General features: G+C 69.9%; 19 protein-coding genes and 1 pseudogene. 5 read left to right on the top strand and 15 right to left on the bottom strand.

The annotated features are described in order from the left end of the window. Positions 1–10: 10 nt before the first annotated feature. Positions 11–1,300: a Vi polysaccharide biosynthesis UDP-N-acetylglucosamine C-6 dehydrogenase TviB gene (gene tviB / locus FZO89_RS15340; protein ID WP_149104311.1), complete on the bottom strand. Its 1,290-nt coding sequence runs from the start codon at positions 1,298–1,300 to the stop codon at positions 11–13. A gap of 187 nt (positions 1,301–1,487) precedes the next feature. Here tviB and galE point away from each other — a divergent pair, with 187 nt between their 5' ends. Beyond that, positions 1,488–2,507, top strand: coding sequence for a UDP-glucose 4-epimerase GalE (gene galE, locus FZO89_RS15345; protein WP_149104312.1), 1,020 nt, complete (start codon positions 1,488–1,490; stop codon positions 2,505–2,507). Here the strand turns inward: galE and FZO89_RS15350 are convergent. From FZO89_RS15350 to FZO89_RS15385, 8 genes are all read right to left on the bottom strand, one after another. Continuing rightward, the gene (locus FZO89_RS15350) at positions 2,489–3,349 is read right to left on the bottom strand and encodes an alpha/beta hydrolase family protein (protein WP_149104313.1); all 861 of its coding nucleotides are present in this window, start codon (positions 3,347–3,349) and stop codon (positions 2,489–2,491) included. The two genes, galE and FZO89_RS15350, sit on opposite strands and share 19 nt — an antisense overlap. Continuing rightward, on the bottom strand, positions 3,346–4,164 hold the full coding sequence (gene thiD / locus FZO89_RS15355) for a bifunctional hydroxymethylpyrimidine kinase/phosphomethylpyrimidine kinase (RefSeq protein WP_149104314.1): 819 nt from the start codon (positions 4,162–4,164) through the stop codon (positions 3,346–3,348). Before thiD ends, FZO89_RS15350 begins: the two co-directional genes overlap by 4 nt. Before the next feature lie 52 nt (positions 4,165–4,216). Then, positions 4,217–5,944, bottom strand: a complete 1,728-nt coding sequence (locus FZO89_RS15360) for a SulP family inorganic anion transporter (RefSeq protein ID WP_149104315.1) — start codon at positions 5,942–5,944, stop codon at positions 4,217–4,219. 4 nt (positions 5,945–5,948) lie between these two features. After that, the gene (locus tag FZO89_RS15365) at positions 5,949–6,206 is read right to left on the bottom strand and encodes a helix-turn-helix domain-containing protein (protein ID WP_149104316.1); all 258 of its coding nucleotides are present in this window, start codon (positions 6,204–6,206) and stop codon (positions 5,949–5,951) included. A gap of 128 nt (positions 6,207–6,334) precedes the next feature. After that, a complete protein-coding gene (locus FZO89_RS15370; protein WP_149104317.1) occupies positions 6,335–6,919 on the bottom strand; it encodes a GNAT family N-acetyltransferase in 585 nt (194 codons plus the stop codon). A gap of 100 nt (positions 6,920–7,019) precedes the next feature. Further along, positions 7,020–7,907: a DUF4097 family beta strand repeat-containing protein gene (locus FZO89_RS15375; protein ID WP_149104318.1), complete on the bottom strand. Its 888-nt coding sequence runs from the start codon at positions 7,905–7,907 to the stop codon at positions 7,020–7,022. Between the two features lie 39 nt (positions 7,908–7,946). After that, positions 7,947–8,390 carry a hypothetical protein gene (locus tag FZO89_RS15380; RefSeq protein WP_149104319.1) on the bottom strand — a complete coding sequence of 148 codons (444 nt, stop codon included), beginning with the start codon at positions 8,388–8,390 and terminating at the stop codon, positions 7,947–7,949. After that, entirely contained in the window at positions 8,387–8,953 is a 567-nt protein-coding gene (locus FZO89_RS15385; protein ID WP_149104320.1) for an RNA polymerase sigma factor, read from the bottom strand. The genes FZO89_RS15380 and FZO89_RS15385 overlap by 4 nt, the downstream gene beginning before the upstream one ends. A 582-nt stretch (positions 8,954–9,535) precedes the next feature. Between FZO89_RS15385 and FZO89_RS15390 the strand changes: the two genes are divergently transcribed. From FZO89_RS15390 to FZO89_RS15405, 4 genes are read left to right on the top strand one after another with little or no spacing between them, the layout of a single operon-like run. Continuing rightward, positions 9,536–10,354 (top strand): hydroxypyruvate isomerase family protein, encoded by an 819-nt coding sequence (locus tag FZO89_RS15390; RefSeq protein ID WP_149104643.1) that lies wholly within the window; start codon positions 9,536–9,538, stop codon positions 10,352–10,354. 30 nt (positions 10,355–10,384) lie between these two features. Next, positions 10,385–12,070 carry a GMC oxidoreductase gene (locus FZO89_RS15395; RefSeq protein WP_149104321.1) on the top strand — a complete coding sequence of 562 codons (1,686 nt, stop codon included), beginning with the start codon at positions 10,385–10,387 and terminating at the stop codon, positions 12,068–12,070. Continuing rightward, positions 12,070–12,645, top strand: a complete 576-nt coding sequence (locus tag FZO89_RS15400; protein ID WP_149104322.1) for a gluconate 2-dehydrogenase subunit 3 family protein — start codon at positions 12,070–12,072, stop codon at positions 12,643–12,645. Before FZO89_RS15395 ends, FZO89_RS15400 begins: the two co-directional genes overlap by 1 nt. Further along, a complete protein-coding gene (locus tag FZO89_RS15405; protein WP_425480476.1) occupies positions 12,630–13,418 on the top strand; it encodes a 3-keto-disaccharide hydrolase in 789 nt (262 codons plus the stop codon). Before FZO89_RS15400 ends, FZO89_RS15405 begins: the two co-directional genes overlap by 16 nt. Positions 13,419–13,501: 83 nt before the next feature. Here the strand turns inward: FZO89_RS15405 and FZO89_RS15410 are convergent, their stop codons facing one another. The 6 genes and pseudogenes from FZO89_RS15410 to FZO89_RS15430 form a co-directional block, all read right to left on the bottom strand. After that, positions 13,502–14,290 carry a gluconate 2-dehydrogenase subunit 3 family protein gene (locus tag FZO89_RS15410; protein ID WP_149104323.1) on the bottom strand — a complete coding sequence of 263 codons (789 nt, stop codon included), beginning with the start codon at positions 14,288–14,290 and terminating at the stop codon, positions 13,502–13,504. Further along, positions 14,290–15,969, bottom strand: coding sequence for a GMC family oxidoreductase (locus tag FZO89_RS15415; RefSeq protein WP_149104324.1), 1,680 nt, complete (start codon positions 15,967–15,969; stop codon positions 14,290–14,292). Before FZO89_RS15415 ends, FZO89_RS15410 begins: the two co-directional genes overlap by 1 nt. Continuing rightward, the gene (locus tag FZO89_RS18895) at positions 15,966–16,607 is read right to left on the bottom strand and encodes a 3-keto-disaccharide hydrolase (RefSeq protein ID WP_425480485.1); all 642 of its coding nucleotides are present in this window, start codon (positions 16,605–16,607) and stop codon (positions 15,966–15,968) included. The genes FZO89_RS15415 and FZO89_RS18895 overlap by 4 nt, the downstream gene beginning before the upstream one ends. Further along, positions 16,596–17,441 (bottom strand): annotated as a pseudogene (locus FZO89_RS18900) (sugar phosphate isomerase/epimerase family protein); the annotation flags it as partial. The pseudogene FZO89_RS18900 and the gene FZO89_RS18895, both read right to left, overlap by 12 nt. A 250-nt stretch (positions 17,442–17,691) precedes the next feature. After that, positions 17,692–18,816: a Gfo/Idh/MocA family protein gene (locus FZO89_RS15425; RefSeq protein WP_149104326.1), complete on the bottom strand. Its 1,125-nt coding sequence runs from the start codon at positions 18,814–18,816 to the stop codon at positions 17,692–17,694. A 10-nt stretch (positions 18,817–18,826) separates the two neighbouring features. Next, the gene (locus FZO89_RS15430) at positions 18,827–20,050 is read right to left on the bottom strand and encodes an MFS transporter (protein ID WP_149104327.1); all 1,224 of its coding nucleotides are present in this window, start codon (positions 20,048–20,050) and stop codon (positions 18,827–18,829) included. Positions 20,051–20,065: the final 15 nt, after the last annotated feature.

Consider the following 20,065-nt stretch of genomic DNA (forward strand, 5'->3'; position numbering starts at 1 on the left):
CCGCCCGGTCTCAGAGGCAGCCGTCGACGCGGTCGCGCGGCAGCGCGCGCTTGACGTCGAACAGGACCGCGTCGGGCTTGCCGAACGCGCGCACGCCATCGGCGCCCAGCGCGGTGAACTCGCGATGCGCGACCGCGAGGATCACCGCGTCGTAATGCCCGGCCTGCGGCTCGGCGACCATCGCGATGTCGTACTCGTGCCTGGCCTGCGCCGCCGACACCCAGGGGTCGTGCACGTCGATGTCGACGTTGTAGGTGCGCAGCTCGTCGATGATGTCGGTGACGCGGGTGTTGCGCAGGTCCGGGCAGTTCTCCTTGAACGCCAGGCCCAGGATCAGCACTTTCGCGTTCGCGGTCCGCAGGCCGCGCTGCTGCATCAGCTTGACCAGGCGCTGGGCGACGTGGCTGCCCATGCTGTCGTTGATCCGGCGCCCGGCGAGGATCACCTCGGGGTGGTAGCCGATCTGCTGCGCCTTGTGGGTCAGGTAGTACGGGTCCACGCCGATGCAGTGCCCGCCGACCAGGCCGGGGCGGAACGGCAGGAAGTTCCACTTGGTGCCGGCGGCCTCGAGCACCTCGTGGGTGTCGATGCCCATCCGGCCGAAGATCAGTGCCAGTTCGTTGATCAGGGCGATGTTGACGTCGCGCTGGGTGTTCTCGATCACCTTCGCCGCCTCGGCGACGCGGATGCTCGAGGCCTTGTGGGTGCCGGCGGTGATGATGCTGGCGTACAGCGCGTCGACGAAGTCGGCGGCCTCGGGCGTGGAGCCGGAAGTCACCTTCAGGATGGTCTCCAGCCGGTGCTCCTTGTCGCCCGGGTTGATGCGTTCGGGGCTGTAGCCGGCATGGAAGTCCTGGTTGAACACGAGACCCGACTCGCGCTCGATGATCGGCACGCAGACCTCCTCGGTCGCGCCGGGATAGACCGTGGACTCGAAGATCGCAACGCCACCGCGCGAGATCGCGCGGCCCACCGTGCGGCTGGCCGACTCGAGCGGGCGCAGGTCGGGCCGCTTGTACTCGTCGATCGGGGTGGGCACGGTGACGATGAAGACGTTGCATGCCGCCAGCTCGGCCGGATCGGACGAGAAGCCCAGCCGGCTCGAGGCCTTCAGTTCCTCTTCCGTCATCTCCAGGGTGTGGTCGCGGTGCTGGCGCAGTTCTTCGATGCGGGCCGTGTCGATGTCGAAGCCGACGGTCCGGTAGCTGCGGCCGAACGCGGCCGCCAGCGGCAGTCCCACGTAGCCGAGGCCGATGATGGCGATGCGGATGTCGTTGCGGTCGGGCAGGGGAGCGGTCATCCGGGCCATTGTCGGTTGGGTGGTCGGGTTGGATTCTAGCGGACCGCGCTCGGGCGATCGTCCGGGGCGGACGGCGGATCGTGCGCGTGCGACATGGCAGAACGCGGGAAGCCGCCGGGACAGGCCAATGCGCGCCCGAAGCCGCGCTGTTGGATAATCGGCGCCACCGACCAGCGGATCTTCCGGCATGCGCATCCTCGTTTTCGGCGGCACCGGCTACATCGGCAGCCACACCTGCGTGGAACTGGCGGCGCGCGGCCACGACCTGGTGGTCGCCGACAACCTGTGCAACAGCTCGCCGCGCGTGCTGGAACGGCTGCAGGCCATCACGGGCGCGCCGGTCGCGTTCCGCAACGTCGACCTGCGCGACCGCGCGGCGACGGAAGGGCTGCTGTCGGGCGACGGCTTCGATGCGGTCGTGCATTTCGCCGCGCTCAAGTCGGTCGGGGAGTCCTGCGAACGGCCGCTCGACTACTTCGACAACAACATCAGCGGCACCCTGAACCTGCTGCAGGCGATGCGCAGCGCCGGCGTGCGGCGGCTGGTGTTCAGTTCGTCGGCCACGGTCTACGGCGATCCCGACAGGGTGCCCGTCACCGAGGACGCGCCGCTGCGCGTGACCAATCCCTATGGCCGCACCAAGCTGGTGATGGAGCAGTTGATCGGCGACCTGTGCACCGCCGATCCCGGCTTCCAGGCCGGCATCCTGCGTTACTTCAATCCGGCCGGGGCGCATGCCTCGGGCCTGATCGGCGAGGATCCGGCCGGCATCCCCAACAACCTCATGCCATACATCTGCCAGGTGGCGGTGGGCCGGCGCGCGAAGTTGAGCGTGTTCGGGGGCGACTGGCCGACGGTGGATGGCACCGGCGTGCGCGACTACATCCACGTGCTCGACCTGGCGCGCGCGCATGCCGATGCGCTGGACACCCTCGAACGCACCGGCGCGGGCTTCACCGTGAACCTCGGTACCGGTACCGGGGTAAGCGTGCTGCAGCTGGTGCAGGCCTTCGAGCGTGCCTCTGGGCGGCCGGTGCCCTACGAGATCGTCGACCGCCGCGCCGGCGACGTGGCCGAGGTCTACGCCGATCCGGCGCAGGCGCAGGCGCTGCTGGGCTGGCGCGCGCAGCTGGACGTCGACGCGATGTGCCGAGATGCCTGGCGCTGGCAGTCGATGAACCCCACCGGCTACGCCGATCCGGACTGAGCGAGCAGCCAGTCGGCGACCGCGTCGGGTGCCTTCATCCAGGCGTAGTGGTCGGCGCGGGTGCGCGCGGCACGTTCGTCGAAGCAGGCGGCCCGCACGTCGGCGGCGGCCAGCTTGTCGAGCAGGAAGTCGAGCGAGGAGCGCGGCGCCATCCAGTCCTGAGACAGCACCAGTGCGCGTACCGGCTGCGTCAGCCGGGCCATGCCGGCCTCGAGATCCTGCGCTACGCCATCGGCCGTGTAGCGACCGCTCAACGCGGTGCGCGCCCAGTCGCGGATCAGGCGCGCGGCTTCGTTGCCACCGAAGCCGATGCGGCGCCCCGGCAGGAAGCCGCGCATGTCCGCCAGCCACGGCAGGAACCGGTAGGCGAGCGGCAGGCCCGCCTTGAGCGGCATCGGGAAGGCCCGCCAGTAGGGCGCGCCGCTGGCCACCAGCCACAGTGCGTCCGCCGATTCCGGGGCCAGCGCGAGCCGGCAGCAGGCGAGTTGCCCACCGAGGCTGTGCCCACCCAGCACGCGCGGCATGCCGCCCGGGCACGCCCGATCGATCACCGCCTGGCTGGCCGCGATGTCCAGTTCCAGCAGTTCGCGGTAGCCCCAGTCCCGGCCGCGGCCCGCGCGCAGGCTGCTGGTATCGTTCCCGCGCCATTCGTGCAGGAACACCGCCACGCCGCGACGCGCCAGCGCATCGGCGAACGGCATGTAGTGGCGCGCGGCCACGCCCAGCGCCGGCAGCCACAACAAGGTCCGCGTCGGCGCCGTCGGCAGCCGCGCGTGCAGGCGCCAGACGTGGCCATCGGCGGCGGTCGCGTCGAGTTCGGATTCCGCGATAGCCGGATTCATGCCGTCGGCGCCGCGCCGAAATGGTCGAGCACGCGTACCTGTCCGCGACCGGGGCGATACCCCTGGCGCAGCGCACGCCCGACATACGCCACGGCCGTCGCCACGGCCTGCGCCATCGGCAGCCCCAGGCACAGCTGCGCGGCGACCGCCGAGGCGAGCGTGCAGCCGGTGCCGTGGCCCTCGAACGGCAGGCGTTCGTGGATGAAGCCGGCGTCGCCGGCGGCATCCCGGTAGCGGTCGACCACCTGCGCGCCTTCGTCGAGGTGTCCCCCCTTGAGCAGCACTGCCTTCGCGCCCATCGCCAGCAGCGCATCGAGCGCGCGCTCGGCGGTGGCCGCGTCCGTGATGCGCATGCCGGTCAGCAGGTCGGCTTCGGGGGTGTTCGGCGTCAGCAGGTCCGCGCGCGGGACCAGCCGCGTACGCAGTGCGTCCAGCGCGTCCTGTTCCAGCAGCCTGGCGCCGGAGGTCGCGACCATGACCGGATCGAGCACGAGGAAGGGCGGCGGATGCGCCTCCAGCGCGTCGGCCACGGCGTGGATCACCCCGGCGTTCGCCAGCATGCCGAGCTTGACCGCGCCGATCCTGAAATCCTCGAAGCAGGCATCGATCTGCGCGCGCAGGAACGCGAGCGGCGGCACGTGCACCGCGGTGACGCCGCGCGTGTGCTGCGCGGTCAGCGCGGCGATCGCCGACAGGCCGTGCACGCGGTGGGCGGCGAAGGTCCGCAGGTCGGCCTGGATGCCGGCGCCGCCGCCGGAATCGGAGCCGGCGATGGTCAGGGCGGAGACGCAGGTCGCGGAGGAATCGGAAGCCATTCGTGCATTGTGCCGCGACTGCCCGGCGGACGGGTGGAACGGCGACCGCCGATCAGTCGCCGGATGCGGGCGGCTTCGCGTGCCGCCCCACGATCGATGCCGCCAGCTTCACCGCGCGTGAGAAGTCCGAAGCGAAATGCAGTTCGCCCGGCGCCTGCTCCAGGCGCATCTTCGCCACCACGCGGTTCGGCTGGTCCTGCAGGCCGGAGATGATCAGCGCGATGCCCTTGCGGTGGCAGCGCCCGGCCAGCGCCCTGAGCGCGTGCACCCCGCTGGCGTCGATCACCGGCACCAGGCGCATGCGCAGGATGAGTACCTTCGGCGGCTCGAAGAACTGGTCGAGCAGGTTGTCGAGGCGGTTGGCGGCACCGAAGAACAGGGGGCCGCCGATCCGGTAGGCCTCCACGCCGTCGGGCAACTGCGCGCGTTGCCCGAGGTCGTCGTCGGCGTCGCGCTCCCGGTCGCCGCCTTCGCCCACGGCGGTGCCTGCGCCCGCGCTCACTTCGACCGACTCGGCCATGCGGAACATGAAGACGAAGGCGGCGAGGACCACGCCGGCCTGGATGGCGATGGTCAGGTCCAGCAGCACGGTCAGGAAGAAGGTCAGCAGCAGCACCAGCCGGTCGCCCCAGGGCGCCGACAGGGTGGTGCGGAAGTTCTCCACCTCGCTCATGTTCCACGCCACCACCAGCAGCACCGCCGCGAGCGCCGCCAGCGGTACGTAACGCATCAGCGGCGCCAGCAGCAGCATGAACGCCAGCAGGAAGACCGCGTGCAGCATGCCGGCGACCGGCGTGCGCCCGCCGGCGCGGACGTTGGTGGCGGTGCGCGCCAGCGCGCCGGTCGCCGGCAGCCCGCCGAACAGCGCGGAACCCACGTTGGCCACCCCCTGCGCGACCAGTTCGCCGTTGGAGCGGTGGCGACCGCCGGTCATGCCGTCGGCGACCACTGCCGAGAGCAGCGATTCGACGCCGGCGAGGAAGGCGATGGTGAGCGCGCTCGGCAGCAGTTCGAGGGTTCGCTCGAACGGGATGCGCGGAAACTCGAAACGCGGCAGCGTGGCCGGCAGTTCGCCGAAGCGCGTGCCGATGGTGTCGGCCGGCAGCGCCAGCAGCGTGGTGGCGAGGGTGCACGCCGCCAGTGCGATCAGGAAGCCAGGCCATTTCGGCCGCCAGCGGCGCAGGCCGACGATCACCGCCAGGCCGAGCACGGTCATCGCCAGCGCCGCCGGCTGCAGCGTGGCCGCGCGCTCGCCGTAGGCGCTCCAGCGTTCGAGGAATTCCGCGGGCACCTGGTCCATCTCCAGGCCCAGCGCATCCTTGACCTGGCTGGAGAAGATGCTCACCGCGATCCCGGCGGTGAAGCCGGTGATCACCGGCTGCGGCATGTACCGCATCAGCGTGCCCAGGCGCAGCAGTCCGGCCGCGACCAGGATCAGGCCGGCCAGCAGCGTGCACAGGATCAGCCCGCCGGTGCCGTGCTGCTGGATCACGACGAACACGACCGGGATGAACGCCGCCGTCGGCCCGCCGATCTGCACCCGCGAACCGCCGAGCGCGGAGATCAGGAACCCGGCGACGATCGCCGTGTGCAGTCCTGTCTCGGGCGTGCTGCCGGACGCGATCGCCAGCGCCATCGCCAGCGGCAGCGCCACGATCGCCACGGTGAGGCCGGCGATCGCGTCGGCCCTGAGCGCCTGCAGGCCATAGCCCTCGCGAAGCACGCTGACCAGCTTCGGTTCGAACAGGCGCAGGAACTCGCGGTGGTCGAAACGCGCCATCGGCTCACCCTTCCGGTGGTTCCTTCAGGCGTACGCCACGGCCGCGACCCCGGCTGGGCTGCTCGTTGCCGATCAGCTCGATGCCGGCGGCGTCCAGCGCCTCGACCACCTTCATCAGCGTGCCCACCACGCCGCGCACGGTGCCGTCGCTGGCTTCCATGCGCTGGATCGTCGGCAGCGACACGCCGGCCAGTTCGGCCAGCCTGCGCTGGTCGATGCCGAGCAGGGCGCGGGCGGCGCGCATCTGTGGCGCTGTGATCATGGCGGGTCCGGGAGGAAGACCTCGATGATGCCGGTTCCGCCCTCGCCATGCAATTCTGATATGGCAATCATGATGCTTCAAACATCAAAATCGCGGCTCCGGCGTTGCGGCGATGACCGCCAGACCTGTCAGAAGTCGATCCGCATCACGTAGCGGCGTGGCGTCGGATGCGAGACCTCGCGGAATCCCGCGCGCTGGAATGCGCCGCGACCGCCGACGTGCAGTTCGCCCCACGCGATGTCGCCGTCACCGGTGGCCATCGGGTAACCCTCGAGTGCACGCGCACCGCGCGCCCGCGCATAATCGACCGCCGCGGCCGCCAGGTCGCCGCTCACGCCCTGCCGGCGATGGCCCGCGCGCACCGCGAAACACACCACCGCCCAGACGCCGGCGTCGTCCCTGTCCTCGTCGCGGCCCGACCAGGGAACCGGCGAATTGCGCAGCGGGGCGAAGCTGTTGCGGGGCCCCAGTCGGCACCATCCCACGGCTTCCTCGCCCGAATAACCGATCAGCCCGGGGGCCGGCGCCCGTCGACGCCCAACCTCCTTGCGCAGGAACGCCTCGCGCATTTCCCTGGGCATGTACCAGTATTCGCGCAGCGGCAGGATGGCGCGCTGGCACTGGCACTTCGCGGCCGCGCCACGGCTGCCCAGGACGGCCTGCAGGTCGAGCCAGCGCGCGGCGGTGGCAGGTCTGACGACGAGTTCGGGCATGGCGGCGCGGAAGCGGGTGGAGCCATCATCATGCCCGCGGACGCGGGTGCGATCGCATGCCCCGGATTCTCGCCCGGTCGCAGCGTCCGCCTGCGGAGCGCTACTCGAGGACCAGTTCGGCGCTGCCCGAGAACGTCTCTACGTGGATCTCGCCCGAACCGCTGCCGTAGGTGTGCTCGAAACTCGAGCCGGGACCGTACTTCGGCTTGTCGATCCGCGCACCGGGCGCGCGCAGGTCGCCGCTGAAGCTTTCCGCGTGGACGCGAGCGGAGAGCGATTCCGGCAGCGCCAGGCGGATGTCGCCGCTCACCGACTCCGCGCTGATGCGGCCGCCTTCGGCCAGGCCGCCGGTGTAGCTGGCGTTTCCGGAGACGCTGCTGGTGCTGAGCCGGCGGGCGGCCTCGCCGCGGGTCTCGATGCGGATGTCGCCCGAGACCGTTTCGGCGGAGATCTCGCCGTCGATGCGCCCGCGCAGCGAGACGTTGCCGCTCACGCTCTCCAGGTCCAGCTTGTGGCTGTTGAGGTTGAGCTGCAGGTTGCCGCTGACGCTGCCGATGTCGGCCTCGCGCGGGGCACCGACCGCGACCACCTCGCCGCTGACGCTGCTGATGTCCAGTTCGCCGCCGGCGACGCCGGCCACGTCGATGTCCACGGCGACGCCCTCGATCTCCAGGTCCACCTGCCGTGGCACGCTGAGCAGCAGGGTGGTCGGTTCGGCATTGCGGCCGTTGCGCGGGTAGCGCACCCGGACTTCGAGGCTGTTGCGGTCGCCCTCGATCTGCAGCCGTTCGACGCCATCGCCGAGGCTGCCGGTGATGTGCACCTCGGGCCGGTCCCAGGCGCGCACTTCGATCCGGCCCTTGACGTTGGAGACTTCCAGGTTGCCGCGTGGATCGAGCGGACGGGTCTCGTCGATCGGAGTGGCGGCGAAGGCGGGGGCGATGGCCATTCCGGCCAGCAGGGCTGCGGTCGGGATCGGGAATTTCATCGGAGGGTTCCTCGGGAACGTGGGGCGACGGGGCCGTGCTCAGGCCCGGGCAAGGCGTTGAGTCAGCGACAGGCGCTGGGCGTAGATGCGCTGCAGGCGCTGCAGCAGGAACAGGGCGTCGGGATCCTGCGCCAGCGCGTCGCGCACCGCCTCGGCGCTGGCGTCGAGGTGGAGCAGGGCTGCCGGCTCGGCCGTGGGCGGTCGCGCGGCGGACAGTTCCAGCAACGCGCCCTCGTATTCGCGGGCCATGGCGTCGGCTTCGACCACGAGCGGCGCGGGCAAGGCTTCCGGCAAGGCGTCCGGCACGGCATCCGCCGGTGCCGGCACGAACTCCGGCGTATCCGGCCGCAACTGCCAGCCCAGGCCGATCGCCATCGCCAGGACTGCAGCCGTGGCCAGCGCCGGCGGCGCGTCCGTCCGCAGGCCGCGCAGTCGCAGGCGCAGTGCGGCGGGCAGGTCGGAACCGGAGGGGTCGTGGTTCATGCGGGGTCTCCCAGCTTCGCGCGCAGCAGCCTGCGCGCGCGGTGCAGTTGTGCCTTGGAACTGCCGACCGCCATCTCCAGCGTGTCGGCGATTTCCTCGTGTTTCCAGCCCTCGACGTCGTACAGCACCAGCACCGCGCGGGCCCGCGGCGGCAGGCTGGCGACGGCCTGCTCCAGGTCCATCGACAGCGCGGTGCCATGGCCGGCGGAATCGGCCGTGCCGATGCCGTCGATCGCGTCCTCGTCGTTGTCCATGCCGGGCGCGGCGCGGCGGCTGCGCAGTTCCATCAGCGCGGTGTTGGCCGCCAGCCGGTGCAGCCAGGTGCCGAAGGCGCTCTCGAAGCGGAATGTCGGCAATGCCTGCCAGGCACGGACGAAGGCTTCCTGGGTCAGGTCCTCGGCGCGACTGTGCTGGTGGCCCACCAGCCGCAGGATCACGCCGTGGACGCGACCGGCATGCCGCCGGTACAGCGCCTCGAACGCCGCCGTGTCGCCGCCGGCCGATGCCCGCGCCAGCGCGTGGTCCAGGTCGGTCGCGGAGTCCGCTCTCTTCCGGGGATGCACTCATCGTCGCCATCAGCATATCGAGTCCGATGCGGGTGCGCGGCCCAGGGTTTAAAGCCGGCTCGTTGCACGCCGGGCGGCGGCAAGCACCGTGCCGCGTGCCGATCGGGCTGCCGGACCCGGAAGCGCTGCGGACCCCTTCGAAGGGTCGAGGGCGCGGGTCATCCACGCCGGTTGCTTCAAGGCCGGATCCGCTGGCTGACGGGCGACGGTTCCCCCGGGGAACTTGCAATCCGGCGCGCTGTTGTTATCGTGCAATCGATTGCATCCGAGCGGATTCGCGTGTCTGTACCGGTTGGGAGGCCGGTGGAGCATGGGCATTTCGTCGACCAGGCCGCATGCGGCTGGCGCGCCTCGCGCGCGCGCCCCGGCCACCAAGATTCATGAACCTGTCTGCCGGCGGTTGCCCCGGCGGCCGCGCGACGTATCTTCCATGCCTCGCCGACAGGATCGCCAGGCCGGCGGATGGTTGGCCGGGTCCGGCGCATTGCCGGAACCGCCGCATGGGCAAGCCCGGGGAGGCTGGACTTGAAGCACACATTCACCCGGCGCGACGCGCTGCGCGCCACGATGGTGGGCGGGATGGGGCTGGCGGCGTCGGGACTCGTGCCCGCAGGCGATTCGCTTGCGCAGCCACTGAAATCCAACCTGAAACATTCGGTGGCGCGCTGGACGTTCGGGCAGACGCCGATCGCCGAGCTGTGCCGGACCGTGAAGCAGATCGGCTTTTCCGCCATCGACCTCGTCGGCCCGGACGACTGGCCCGCCCTGAAGGCGCACGACGTGCACAGCTCGATGTGCAACGGCGCCGAACTCGGGCTGGAGCAGGGGTTCGCCGACACCCGCTTCCACGACGCGCTGGTGGCGCGCTACACCCGCCACATCGACCTGGTGGCCGATGCCGGCTACCGCAACCTGATCTGCTTTTCCGGCAACCGCGGCGGCATGGATCCGGCCGAAGGCCTGGCCAATTCGGCCGCCGGCCTCAAGCGCATCCTCGGCCATGCGGAGAAGCGGGGCGTCAGGCTGGTGATGGAACTGCTGAACTCGCGGGTCGACCACCCCGACTATCTGTGCGACCGCTCCGCCTGGGGCGTCGAACTGTGCGAGACGCTCGGTTCGGACCACTTCGGCCTGCTTTACGACATCTACCACATGCAGATCATGGAAGGCGACATCATCGCCACCATCCGCCGCAACCATCGCTGGTTCGTGCACTACCACACCGCCGGCGTGCCCGGGCGGCACGAGATCGGCGAGGATCAGGAGCTGAACTACCCGGCGATCTGCCGCGCGATCCGCGACACCGGATTCGACGGATTCATCGCACAGGAATTCATGCCGTCGGCGCCGGACCCGGTCGCCTCGCTGCGCGAGGCGGTCCGCCTCTGCGACGTGTAACCACCGCCTCAACCAGGAACGCAGTCTCAAATGGCGAACAATCATTACGACGCGATCGTCGTCGGCTCGGGCATCAGCGGCGGCTGGGCCGCCAAGGAACTGGCCGAGAAGGGACTCAAGGTGCTGATGCTCGAGCGCGGGCGCAACATCGAGCACATCAAGGACTACGTCAACGCGCACAAGGAGGCCTGGGACTACCCGCATCGCAACGTGCCCACGCAGGCGATGAAGCAGGCGCACCCGGTGCTGCGCCGTGACTACCCGCTGTCCGAGAGTACCTACGGGATGTGGGCCGACGAGAAGGACTGCCCGTACACCGAAACCAAGCGCTTCGACTGGTTCCGCGGCTACCACGTCGGCGGGCGCTCGCTGATGTGGGGCCGGCAGAGCTACCGCCTCTCGCAGCTCGACTTCGAGGCCAACGCGCGCGAGGGCATCGCCATCGACTGGCCGATCCGCTACGAGGACCTCGCGCCCTGGTACGACCACGTCGAGACGTTCGCCGGCATCGCCGGCACGGTCGAGGGCCTGGACGTGCTGCCCGATGGCAAGTTCCTGCCGCCGGTGCCGCTGAACGTGGTCGAGAAGGACGTGGCCGCGCGCATCCGCAAGGCCTTCGGCGGCAGCCGCCACATGATCCACTCCCGCACCGCCAACATCACCGAACCGCGACCCGAACAGGGCCGGGCCAACTGCCAGTACCGCAACAAGTGCATCCTGGGCTGCCCCTATGGCGCCTACTTCTCGACCCAGTCGGCCACCCTGCCGGCGGCGATGCAGACCGGCAACCTCACCCTGCGCCCGTTTTCGATCGTCCGGCAGGTGCTGTACGACAAGGATCGCAAGCGCGCACGCGGCGTGGAGGTCGTCGATGCGGAGAACGGCCAGACCTACGGGTACACGGCCAATGTCATCTTCCTCAACGCATCGAGCTTCAACTCGACCTGGGTGCTGATGAACTCGGCCACCGACGTGTGGGAGGGCGGGCTGGGGTCTTCGTCCGGCGAGCTGGGCCACAACGTCATGGACCATCATTTCGAGGCCGGCGCCCAGGGCGTCGTCGACGGCTTCGAGGACAGGTACTACTCCGGGCGCCGTCCCTGCGGCTTCTACATCCCGCGCTTCCGCAACGTCGGCAGCGACCGCCGCGACTATCTGCGGGGCTTCGGCTACCAGGGCGGCGCGAGCCGCCAGGACTGGTCGCGCAGCGTCGCCGAAATGGGCATCGGCGCGGGCCTGAAGCAGGCCGCGAGCGTGCCTGGCGACTGGAGCATCGGCATGACTGCGTTCGGCGAGATGCTGCCCTACCACGACAACACCATCCGCCTGGACCACGACACCAAGGACAAGTGGGGCCTGCCGGTGCTGGCGATGGACGTGTCGATCCGCGACAACGAACGCGCCATGCGCAAGGACATGGCTGCCGATGCTGCCGAGATGCTGGAGGCGGCGGGCGTTCGCGACGTGCGGACCTACGAAGCCGAACCCGCCCCCGGCCGGGCGATCCACGAGATGGGCACCGCGCGCATGGGGCGCGACCCGAAGAGTTCGGTGCTCAACGGGCACAACCAGGTGTGGGATGCGCCCAACGTGTACGTGACCGACGGCGCCTGCATGACCTCGGCCAGCTGCGTCAATCCGTCGCTGACCTACATGGCGCTGACCGCGCGCGCCGCCGACCATGCGGTGCGCGAACTCAAGGCGGGGAACCTGTGATGGATCGTCGCGGACTGCTGAAGATGATCGCGTCCGCCACCGGCGTGGCGATGGTCGGCATGCCGGCCTTCGTGCTCGGGCAGGCGCCGGTTCCGCAGGCGGGCGCGGACTTTACCGCCGAAGACATCGCGTTGCTGGACGAGATCGCCGAATCGATCATCCCGCGCACCGATACGCCCGGCGCGAAGGACGCGGAGGTGGGGGCGTTCATGGCGCGCTTCGTCACCGACTGCTACACCCCCGAGGACCAGGCCGCCTTCCGCGCTGGGCTGGCCGACCTGGACCGTCGTGCCGACGGAAGCTTCATGGCCTTGCCGCCCGCGGCCCGCCTGGAAATGCTCACCGCCCTGGACCGAGAGGCGGTGGAACAGGCGCGTCGGGCATGGGTGGCCGCCGACGGATCCGGCAGCGGGAGCGGGGTGCACGCCTTCACGATGATCAAGCAGCTGGTGCTCTTCAGCTTCTTCACCTCGAAGGTGGGCGCCACCGAGGTGCTGCGCTACGACCCGGTGCCCGGGGGCTACGACGGCGACCTGCCCTACGAACCCGGCACGCCGGCATGGGCGACACGATGATGCGCGGCCGCTGCCCCCGCTCGCGGCGCGACCGCGTGGCCGCACGCGCGCTCCTGCTCACCGGTGGCATGTTGGCCAGTGCCGCTGCGCTTGCCCACGATCCCTCGGCCGATCCGGCGAAGACCGAAGCCTGGACCCCGGTACCGCCGGTGGTGGCCACGCCCGTGGGCGCGGCGCCATCGGATGCGGTGGTGCTGTTCGACGGCAGCGGCCTGGCGGCGTGGGAGTCGGAGCAGGGCGGCGATGCGCCGTGGAAGGTGGCCGATGGCGCCGTCACCGTGGTGCCCGGCAGTAGGGGCATCCGCACCCGCCAGCGCTTCTGCGACATCCAGCTGCACATCGAGTGGCGCAGCCCGGCGCAGACCCGCGGCGTCGACGGCCAGAACCGCGGCAACAGCGGCGTCTTCCTGCAGGAGATGTACGAGCTGCAGGTGCTCGACAGCCACGACAATCCCACCTATCCCAACGGCCAGGCGGCCTCGATCTACAAGCAGGCCATCCCGCTGGTGAACGCCTCGCGCCCGCCGGGCGAGTGGCAGTCCTACGAAGTGATCTGGAAGGCCCCGCGCTTCTCCGATGGCGGCGGCCTGCTGGCACCCGCGCGCATCACCGTGCTGCACAACGGCGTGCTGGTGCAGGACGACACCGTCATCGCCGGCACCACCGAATACCGCGGTCCGCCCAGCTACGCCCCGCACGGCTGCGCCCCGATCTATCTGCAGGACCACGACTCCGAGGTCAGCTTCCGCAACATCTGGGTGCGGGAACTCTAGCGGCGCGCGGGCGCCGGGTACGATCCGGGCAGCATGCGCGACCCGGGCACGGTCGCGCGCTGCCCGGGTGCCGGGCACGACGGTCAGCCCACGGGATACGCGAACTCGCTCAGCCCGAGGTCCGCCAGCACCGTCTCCAGATGACGGTAGGCCTCCGGCGTCGGCCCGGGGTAGTCCCCGGCGATCGCCACGTTGCCCATGTAGCCGATGTCTTCCATGCCGTCCGGCGTGCAAAAGTAGGCGGCCAGGACCAGGTTGCGCAGCCGGGCGAAGGCCTCGGCCATGCGCTGGAACTGCCGCGGAGTCTGGTCGTTGCGATAGGCGATGTCGTCGATGATCGCCAGCTGCTGCGCCGTGGCCAGCGTCGCGAACGGCTGCGAGAAGCGCAGGGCGGCTTCGTCGTCGAGCCAGGCGAGGGCCGACAGCACGGTCAGCCGGTCCTGCTGCTGGTCGGGGTAGGGCGCACTCACCCATTCGTCGATCACCGTCGGCACCTGCACGGCGGACGCCGACGGCGACTTGCCTTCCGCCGGGACGATGATGTCCGACAGCAATGCCAGCAGCGACAGCTGGTCCGGCGTCAACGTCAGCGGCCAGGGCGCTTCAGGCGGCGTGATCAGGTCCGGATCCTTGCCGTAACCGCTGGCCGTCACCGGCTGCAGGTCCAGCTCGGGCCAATGTCCCGCATCCGCGAGGCCGTCGGGGGCATCTCCCGTCGATGGCGACCCGCAGGCGGACAATGCAGGCAGCATGGCGCTTGCCGCCAGCGCGGCCAGCAGCTTGAGCGAATCGCGCCGGCTCAGCTTGTTCGCGTACGCAGGTGCGTCGCTGTCGGTTCGGGCGGCAATGCCCTGGTCGTCTGGGTTCCGCATCACAGCGCCCCCGCCTTGAGTTGGTCGGCCAGCCAGGCGCTGTTGCGCATCGCCAGCGTCATGATGGTCAGGGTGCAGTTCTTGTGCGGGTTGGAGGCGAACACGCCGCCGTCCATCACGAACAGGTTCGGACAGTCCCAGGTCTGGCCCCACTGGTTGGTCACCGAGTCCTCGGGCGAGTCGCCCATCCGGGTGGTGCCGACCTCGTGGATGATCTCGCCGCCCTTCTTGATCGCCTCTTCCGCGGCAGGCAACTCGCCGACGGTCGCGCCCATGGTTTCCAGGATGGCCTTCGCGGTCTTGAGGCCGTGCTCGACCTGCTTGAGTTCGTGCTCGGACCATTTCCAGTGGAAACGCGGCACCGGGATGCCCCATTTGTCCGTGACGCTCGGGTCGATGTCCATGTAGCAGTCGTCGTTCGGCAGCATCTCGCCACGGAGCGCGAAGTGCACGTAGGCGCCGTAGTGCGCGCGCACCTGCTGTTTCAGCGCGGTGCCGTAGCCTTGCAGGTCGCCGCTCACGTAGGCGCCCGGCTCGGCGAAGCGTCCGCCCAGTTCGAAGTGGTAGCCGCGCGGGAAATCCAGTTCCTTGTCGGCATGCGCCTGGTGGCCCCACCAGGGAATGAACAGGTGGTTGGCGGTGTGGCCGTCCTCGTTGTAACGCGGCCGGTCCATCAGGGCCGGCACCAGCGCCGACAGGCCCGCGCCGGTGGAGTCCATCAGGTTCCGGCCGACCTGGCCGCTGGAATTGGCGAGTCCGGCCGGGTGGCGTTCGGTTTTCGAGTTGAGCAGGATGCGCGCCGTCTCGCAGGCGCTGGCGGCCAGGACCACCACCTTCGCGTCCACCTGCCGTTCGCTGCCGCTCTTCTTGTCGATATACGTCACGCCCGTGACTTGTCCGCCGGCATCGGTGGTCACGGTCTTGACCATGGCATCGGTGATGACCCGCAGGTGGCCGGTCGCCTGCGCCATCGGCAGCAGCGAGGTGGTGGTCTGGAACGCGGCGCCGATCGAGCAGCCGTAGCCGCACGGAGTGGCCCAGAAGCAGGGCGCGCGCTGGTCCAGCGCCCGGGTCAGGATGGCCCGGTGCATCGGCGCTGCCTCGATGCCGTGCTTCTTCGCCGCGGCGGCGATCAGCAGTTCCGGTATCCGTGGCGTGGGGGCCGGCTGCAGGACCCCGTCCGACGACGGCGGCATGTCGTCCAGGCCGGTATTGGTGCCGCACACGCCCACCAGCGCTTCGGTCTTGTCGTACCAGGGCGCGATCTCGTCGTACTCGAACGGCCAGTCGGCGCCGAGGCCGTCCCGGCTCTTTGCCTTGAAGTCGTGTTCGCTGAAACGCAGCGCGTACCGGCCCCAGTGGTTGGTGCGGCCGCCCAGCATGCGTGCACGCCACCACAGGAACTCGGTGCCTTCGGCGGTGGTGTAGGGCTCGTCCGGCACCTCCCAGCCGCCGCCCACCGTGGAATCGTAGAAGCCGAAGTCCTTGTCCGGCGTGGACGCGCCCATCAGCGGTGCGTCGCCATTGGGCCGGAACATCGGCGTTTCCGTGGTCGGATCGTAGTGGCGGCCGGCTTCGAGCAGCAGCACCTTGTGGCCCTGGCGGGTCAACTCGTACGCGGCCATGGCGCCGCCGGCGCCGGAGCCGACGACCAGCACGGTGTGGGCGAAATCGTTCATCGCTTCAGTTCTTTGATCTTGAGGTTCTTGAACCACACCACGTCGCCGTGGTCCTGCAGGCCGATATGGCCGCTGCTGTTGGCGGCGAACCCCGCCCAGTCGGCGAACTTGCTGGCCGCCACCAGCCGCTTCCACTCCGCGCTGCCGATCTCCACCGATGCGGTCTGCACGCCGTTCTGCCAGATGGTCAGCTGGCCCTGGTCGAGCAGGATGCGCACCCGGTTCCACTCGCCGGCGAGCCGGTGCGAGGCCTTGGGCGAGGCGATCATGTCGTACAGGGAGCCGGACAGGTGGGTGTCGAGCTTGTTGTCCGGATGGCGCTCGTTGTCAAGGATCTGGATTTCCGGCGCGTGCGAGTAGATGTGCTCGCCGGTTTCATCCGCCAGGATGAAGATGCCGCTGTTGCCGACTTCCGAGATCTTCCAGTCCAGCCGGAGGTCGAAATCCTGGTAACGGGCTTTGGTCAGGATGTCGCCGCCGTCTGCGCCGGTCAGCTTGATGGCGCCATCCTCGATGATCCACTTGTCGCCCAGCCCGTCCTGCTTGAAGTTGCGCCACTGCGACAGGTCCTTGCCATCGAACAGGAGTTGCCAGCCGTCGGCCTGTTCCTGCCTGCTCAGCTGGTTATCGGATGGCAGGTGTTCGGCGAGGAAGGCCGCGCCCGTCCGCACGACGGCGGCGGCGTCGCGCGGAAGGTCGTGCTCGATGATGTACCACTGCACGCCGGCGTCGGCCGCGGCGGGAAGGATCGCATTCCAGTCGAGCACGCCCCGGCCCAGGGCGGTGAAGCCCTGTTCGTCCTGCGCCTGGCCCTCCGGCGCGTTGTCCTTGGCGTGGACCGCGTACACGCGCCCGGGGAACCTGCCGAGGAACTCAGCCGGGTCGTGGCCGGCGCGCGCCACCCAGGCCAGGTCCAGTTCGACCGCGAGCGCCGGCCCCGCGGCTTCGAACAGCAGCTCGAGCCCCGTCGTGCCGTCGTATTCGACCAGCTCGAACTCGTGGTTGTGGTACGCCAGCCGCATGCCCAGCGGCTGCAGGCGTCCGGCCAGGGCGCCCAGTTCCCTGCCCAGGGCGCGCCAGCCTTCCGCGTCGGTCGGCCGCTGCTCTTCCTGCAGCCAGGGCACCACCAGCATGCTGTTGCCGATGGCGCGGTGGGACGCCGCCATCGCGTCGAGGTCGCCGCGCAGGTCGGACAGCGCCACGTGGGCCGCGATCGGTTCGATCCCGTACTTGTCCAGCAGCCGTTTCAGCTCCGCGGCGGGGACGTTCTGCGTGCCGACCGTCTCCACCGCGCGGACGCCGGCGTCGTGGACGATCTTCAGCTGGTCTTCGAGCGAGCCGGCGTTGCGCAGCGTGTACATCTGCACGGCGATGGGCTTGGCGGTGGCATCGCCCGGTTGCGCCCAGGCGGGCAGGGCGGTGCAGAGCGCGAGTGCGGCGATCGCGATCGTGCGCAGGGTACGGGTTGTCATGGTGTCCTCCGGAGATTGCGGTAACGGCGAATGGAATCCGCCCCGCGCTTAAGGCAACACTGAAAAATTGTCATTTCGAGCGTAGCGAGAAATCCATGCCGTTCACTTCCGACGTTGACCGGCTTGGCCGTTGTGAAGCTCTTCTCACTGCGTTCGGAACGACAAACCGGACTTTTAAGCATTGCCTTGACGCGCTGCAGGCAAAGGATACCGGCGCGGCCAGGGAGGGGTCCCGGCGCGCCGCAGGAATTCAGGCGATCGGCATCCATGCGCGCGACCTCGACGAAGCGATGACGCGATCGACGATCAGCGCCGAACGCAGGCCGTCCTCGAAAGTCGGCAGGCCCTCCGGGCGTTCGTCCGCGATCGCCCGGTAGGTGTCGGCGACGAAGGCCTCGAAACAGTTGGCATAGCCCTGCGCATGGCCGGCGGGCAGCACCGACAGCCGCCGTTGCTCAGCGCTGCCGGCGCCCGGCCCGCGCACGAACACTTCCTCGCGCTGGTCGGGATAGCCCATCCACAGCCGCTCGCAGTCCTCCTGGTCGAACGCCACGCTGGCCTTCGCCCCGTCGATCTCGAACCACAGGCGGTTGCGGCGCCCGGCCGAGACCTGGCTGACGGTGACGGTCGCCAGCGTGCCGTTGCCGGTCCTGAACATGGCCGCGGCCACGTCCTCGCTGGACACGGCCTGGGTGTCGCCGCCGGCGGCCGGCGTGGTGAAGCTCTTGCCGGTCGCCACGCCGCGCTCGGCGATCACCGTTTCGAACACCGCGCTGACTTCGGCGAAGCGCTCGCCGCCCACCCACTCCACCAGGTCGCACCAGTGCGAGCCGATGTCGGCGAACACGCGCGATGCGCCGCCCAGCGCCGGATCCACGCGCCAGTTGTTGCTGGCCGGATCCAGCAGCCAGTCCTGCAGGTAGCTGCCGTGGATCAGGCGCAGCGGTCCCAGATCGCCCGCGGCGATGCGCGCACGCGCCTCGCGCACCACCGGGTGGTAACGGTAGACGAAGGGCACCGTGGCCACCTGCCCGGTGGACGCGGCCAGCGCGGCCAGGGCGCGCGCGTCTTCCAGGGTGGTGGCCAGCGGCTTCTCGCAGACCACGTGCTTGCCGGCCTCCAGCGCCGCCTGCGCCATCGACCGGTGCAGGTGGTTGGGCGTGCACACATGCACGACCTGCACCTGCGGGTCGGCGATCACGTCCTCGATTCCGCCATAGCCCCGGGCCACGCCCCAGGCCTGCGCCACTTCCTGCGCACGCGCGGGCGAGGACGCGGCCACGCCGCGCACGGTGGCGCCGGCCAGCACCGCCGCGCGGCGGTGCACCGCACCGATCATGCCGGTGCCGACGATGGCGACTCCCAGCGTACCCATGGCGCGGCCCTCAGTGCGCGGGCGAAGCGGCAGGCGCCGCCGTCCGCCCTTCGCGGAACAGGAACAGGAAGGCCACCAGCACCACGAACGCGACCCCGGCCGGGAACAGCCAGATCCGCTCCCAATCCGGGCCGGCGTCGGTGGTGTAGTGCTCCACGACCGCGCCCGACAGGAAGGTGCCGATCAGCATGCCCACGCCGTAGGTGGCCAGGGTGATGAAACCCTGCGCGCTGCTGCGGAATTTCTGCCCGGCGTGCGCATCGGTGTAGATCTGACCGGTGACGAAGAAGAAGTCGTAGCAGATGCCGTGCAGCACGATGCCGATCACCAGCAGCGCGAAGCCCGCGTCCGCGTCGCCGAAGGCGAACATCACGTAGCGCAGCACCCACGCGCCCATGCCCACCGCCAGCATCACCTTCACTCCCAGGCGCACGAACAGGAACGGCATGGCCAGCATCAGCAGCACTTCGGACACCTGGCCCAATGACTGCAGCCCGGCCGCGCCGCGCACGCCGACGTCGTTGAGGAAGGGGTTGGTGAAGTTGTAGTAGAACGACAGCGGGATGCAGATCGCGATCGAGGCGAGGAAGAACACCAGGTAGGCGCGCGACTTGAGCAGGTGCAGCGCCGCATCCAGCCCGAGGATCTCGCCCAGCTTCGCACCCCGCTCGCGCGCCAGCGGCGGCGTGTGCGGCAGGGTCAGCGCGTACAGGCCCAGCACCGCCGAAGCGATCGCGGCCATCCTGAAGGTGAAGTCCAGGCGCTGGGTCTGCTCCCAGCCCAGCCAGCCGATGAGCACGCCGGCGACGATCCAGCCGATGCTGCCGGCCACGCGCACCGGCGGGAACTGCTTCTCCGGCGACTGCATGTGCCGCATCGCGATGCTGGTGGCCAGCGCCAGGGTCGGCATGAACAGCAGCATGTAGCCGAACACGAACCCGGAGAACGCGTTGAAGCTGGTGGCCGTCGACGCGCCCCACATCAGCGCCGCGCCGGCCAGGTGCAGCAGGGCGAGGATGCGCTGCGCGGCGAAGTAGCGGTCGGCGATCAGCCCGACCAGGAACGGCGCGACGATCGCGCCGACCGACTGGCTGAGGAACGCGGTCGCCACCTGGCTGGCGCTGGCCTGCAGGGGGCCATTGACCAGGTACGTGCCCAGGGTCACGAACCAGGCGCCCCAGATGAAGAACTGCAGGAACATCATCACGCCAAGGCGCGACATCGTGGCCGTCATTGCATCCCCTCCCAG

This window comes from Luteimonas viscosa (genome assembly GCF_008244685.1).
Classification (GTDB): domain Bacteria; phylum Pseudomonadota; class Gammaproteobacteria; order Xanthomonadales; family Xanthomonadaceae; genus Luteimonas; species Luteimonas viscosa.

What these genes read in the sequence shown, in the direction of transcription:
- FZO89_RS15370 (WP_149104317.1), bottom strand. Translation starts at nt 6,919, where the DNA reads ATGCCCGAACTCGTCGTCAGACCTGCCACCGCCGCGCGCTGGCTCGAC.
- FZO89_RS15430 (WP_149104327.1), bottom strand. Translation starts at nt 20,050, where the DNA reads ATGACGGCCACGATGTCGCGCCTTGGCGTGATGATGTTCCTGCAGTTC.
- FZO89_RS15390 (WP_149104643.1), top strand. Translation starts at nt 9,536, where the DNA reads ATGGGGCTGGCGGCGTCGGGACTCGTGCCCGCAGGCGATTCGCTTGCG.
- tviB (WP_149104311.1), bottom strand. Translation starts at nt 1,300, where the DNA reads ATGACCGCTCCCCTGCCCGACCGCAACGACATCCGCATCGCCATCATC.
- FZO89_RS15410 (WP_149104323.1), bottom strand. Translation starts at nt 14,290, where the DNA reads ATGCGGAACCCAGACGACCAGGGCATTGCCGCCCGAACCGACAGCGAC.
- FZO89_RS15360 (WP_149104315.1), bottom strand. Translation starts at nt 5,944, where the DNA reads ATGGCGCGTTTCGACCACCGCGAGTTCCTGCGCCTGTTCGAACCGAAG.
- galE (WP_149104312.1), top strand. Translation starts at nt 1,488, where the DNA reads ATGCGCATCCTCGTTTTCGGCGGCACCGGCTACATCGGCAGCCACACC.
- FZO89_RS15425 (WP_149104326.1), bottom strand. Translation starts at nt 18,816, where the DNA reads ATGGGTACGCTGGGAGTCGCCATCGTCGGCACCGGCATGATCGGTGCG.
- FZO89_RS15375 (WP_149104318.1), bottom strand. Translation starts at nt 7,907, where the DNA reads ATGAAATTCCCGATCCCGACCGCAGCCCTGCTGGCCGGAATGGCCATC.
- FZO89_RS15395 (WP_149104321.1), top strand. Translation starts at nt 10,385, where the DNA reads ATGGCGAACAATCATTACGACGCGATCGTCGTCGGCTCGGGCATCAGC.
- FZO89_RS15380 (WP_149104319.1), bottom strand. Translation starts at nt 8,390, where the DNA reads ATGAACCACGACCCCTCCGGTTCCGACCTGCCCGCCGCACTGCGCCTG.
- FZO89_RS15405 (WP_425480476.1), top strand. Translation starts at nt 12,630, where the DNA reads ATGGGCGACACGATGATGCGCGGCCGCTGCCCCCGCTCGCGGCGCGAC.
- FZO89_RS15400 (WP_149104322.1), top strand. Translation starts at nt 12,070, where the DNA reads ATGGATCGTCGCGGACTGCTGAAGATGATCGCGTCCGCCACCGGCGTG.
- thiD (WP_149104314.1), bottom strand. Translation starts at nt 4,164, where the DNA reads ATGGCTTCCGATTCCTCCGCGACCTGCGTCTCCGCCCTGACCATCGCC.
- FZO89_RS15365 (WP_149104316.1), bottom strand. Translation starts at nt 6,206, where the DNA reads ATGATCACAGCGCCACAGATGCGCGCCGCCCGCGCCCTGCTCGGCATC.
- FZO89_RS15415 (WP_149104324.1), bottom strand. Translation starts at nt 15,969, where the DNA reads ATGAACGATTTCGCCCACACCGTGCTGGTCGTCGGCTCCGGCGCCGGC.
- FZO89_RS15350 (WP_149104313.1), bottom strand. Translation starts at nt 3,349, where the DNA reads ATGAATCCGGCTATCGCGGAATCCGAACTCGACGCGACCGCCGCCGAT.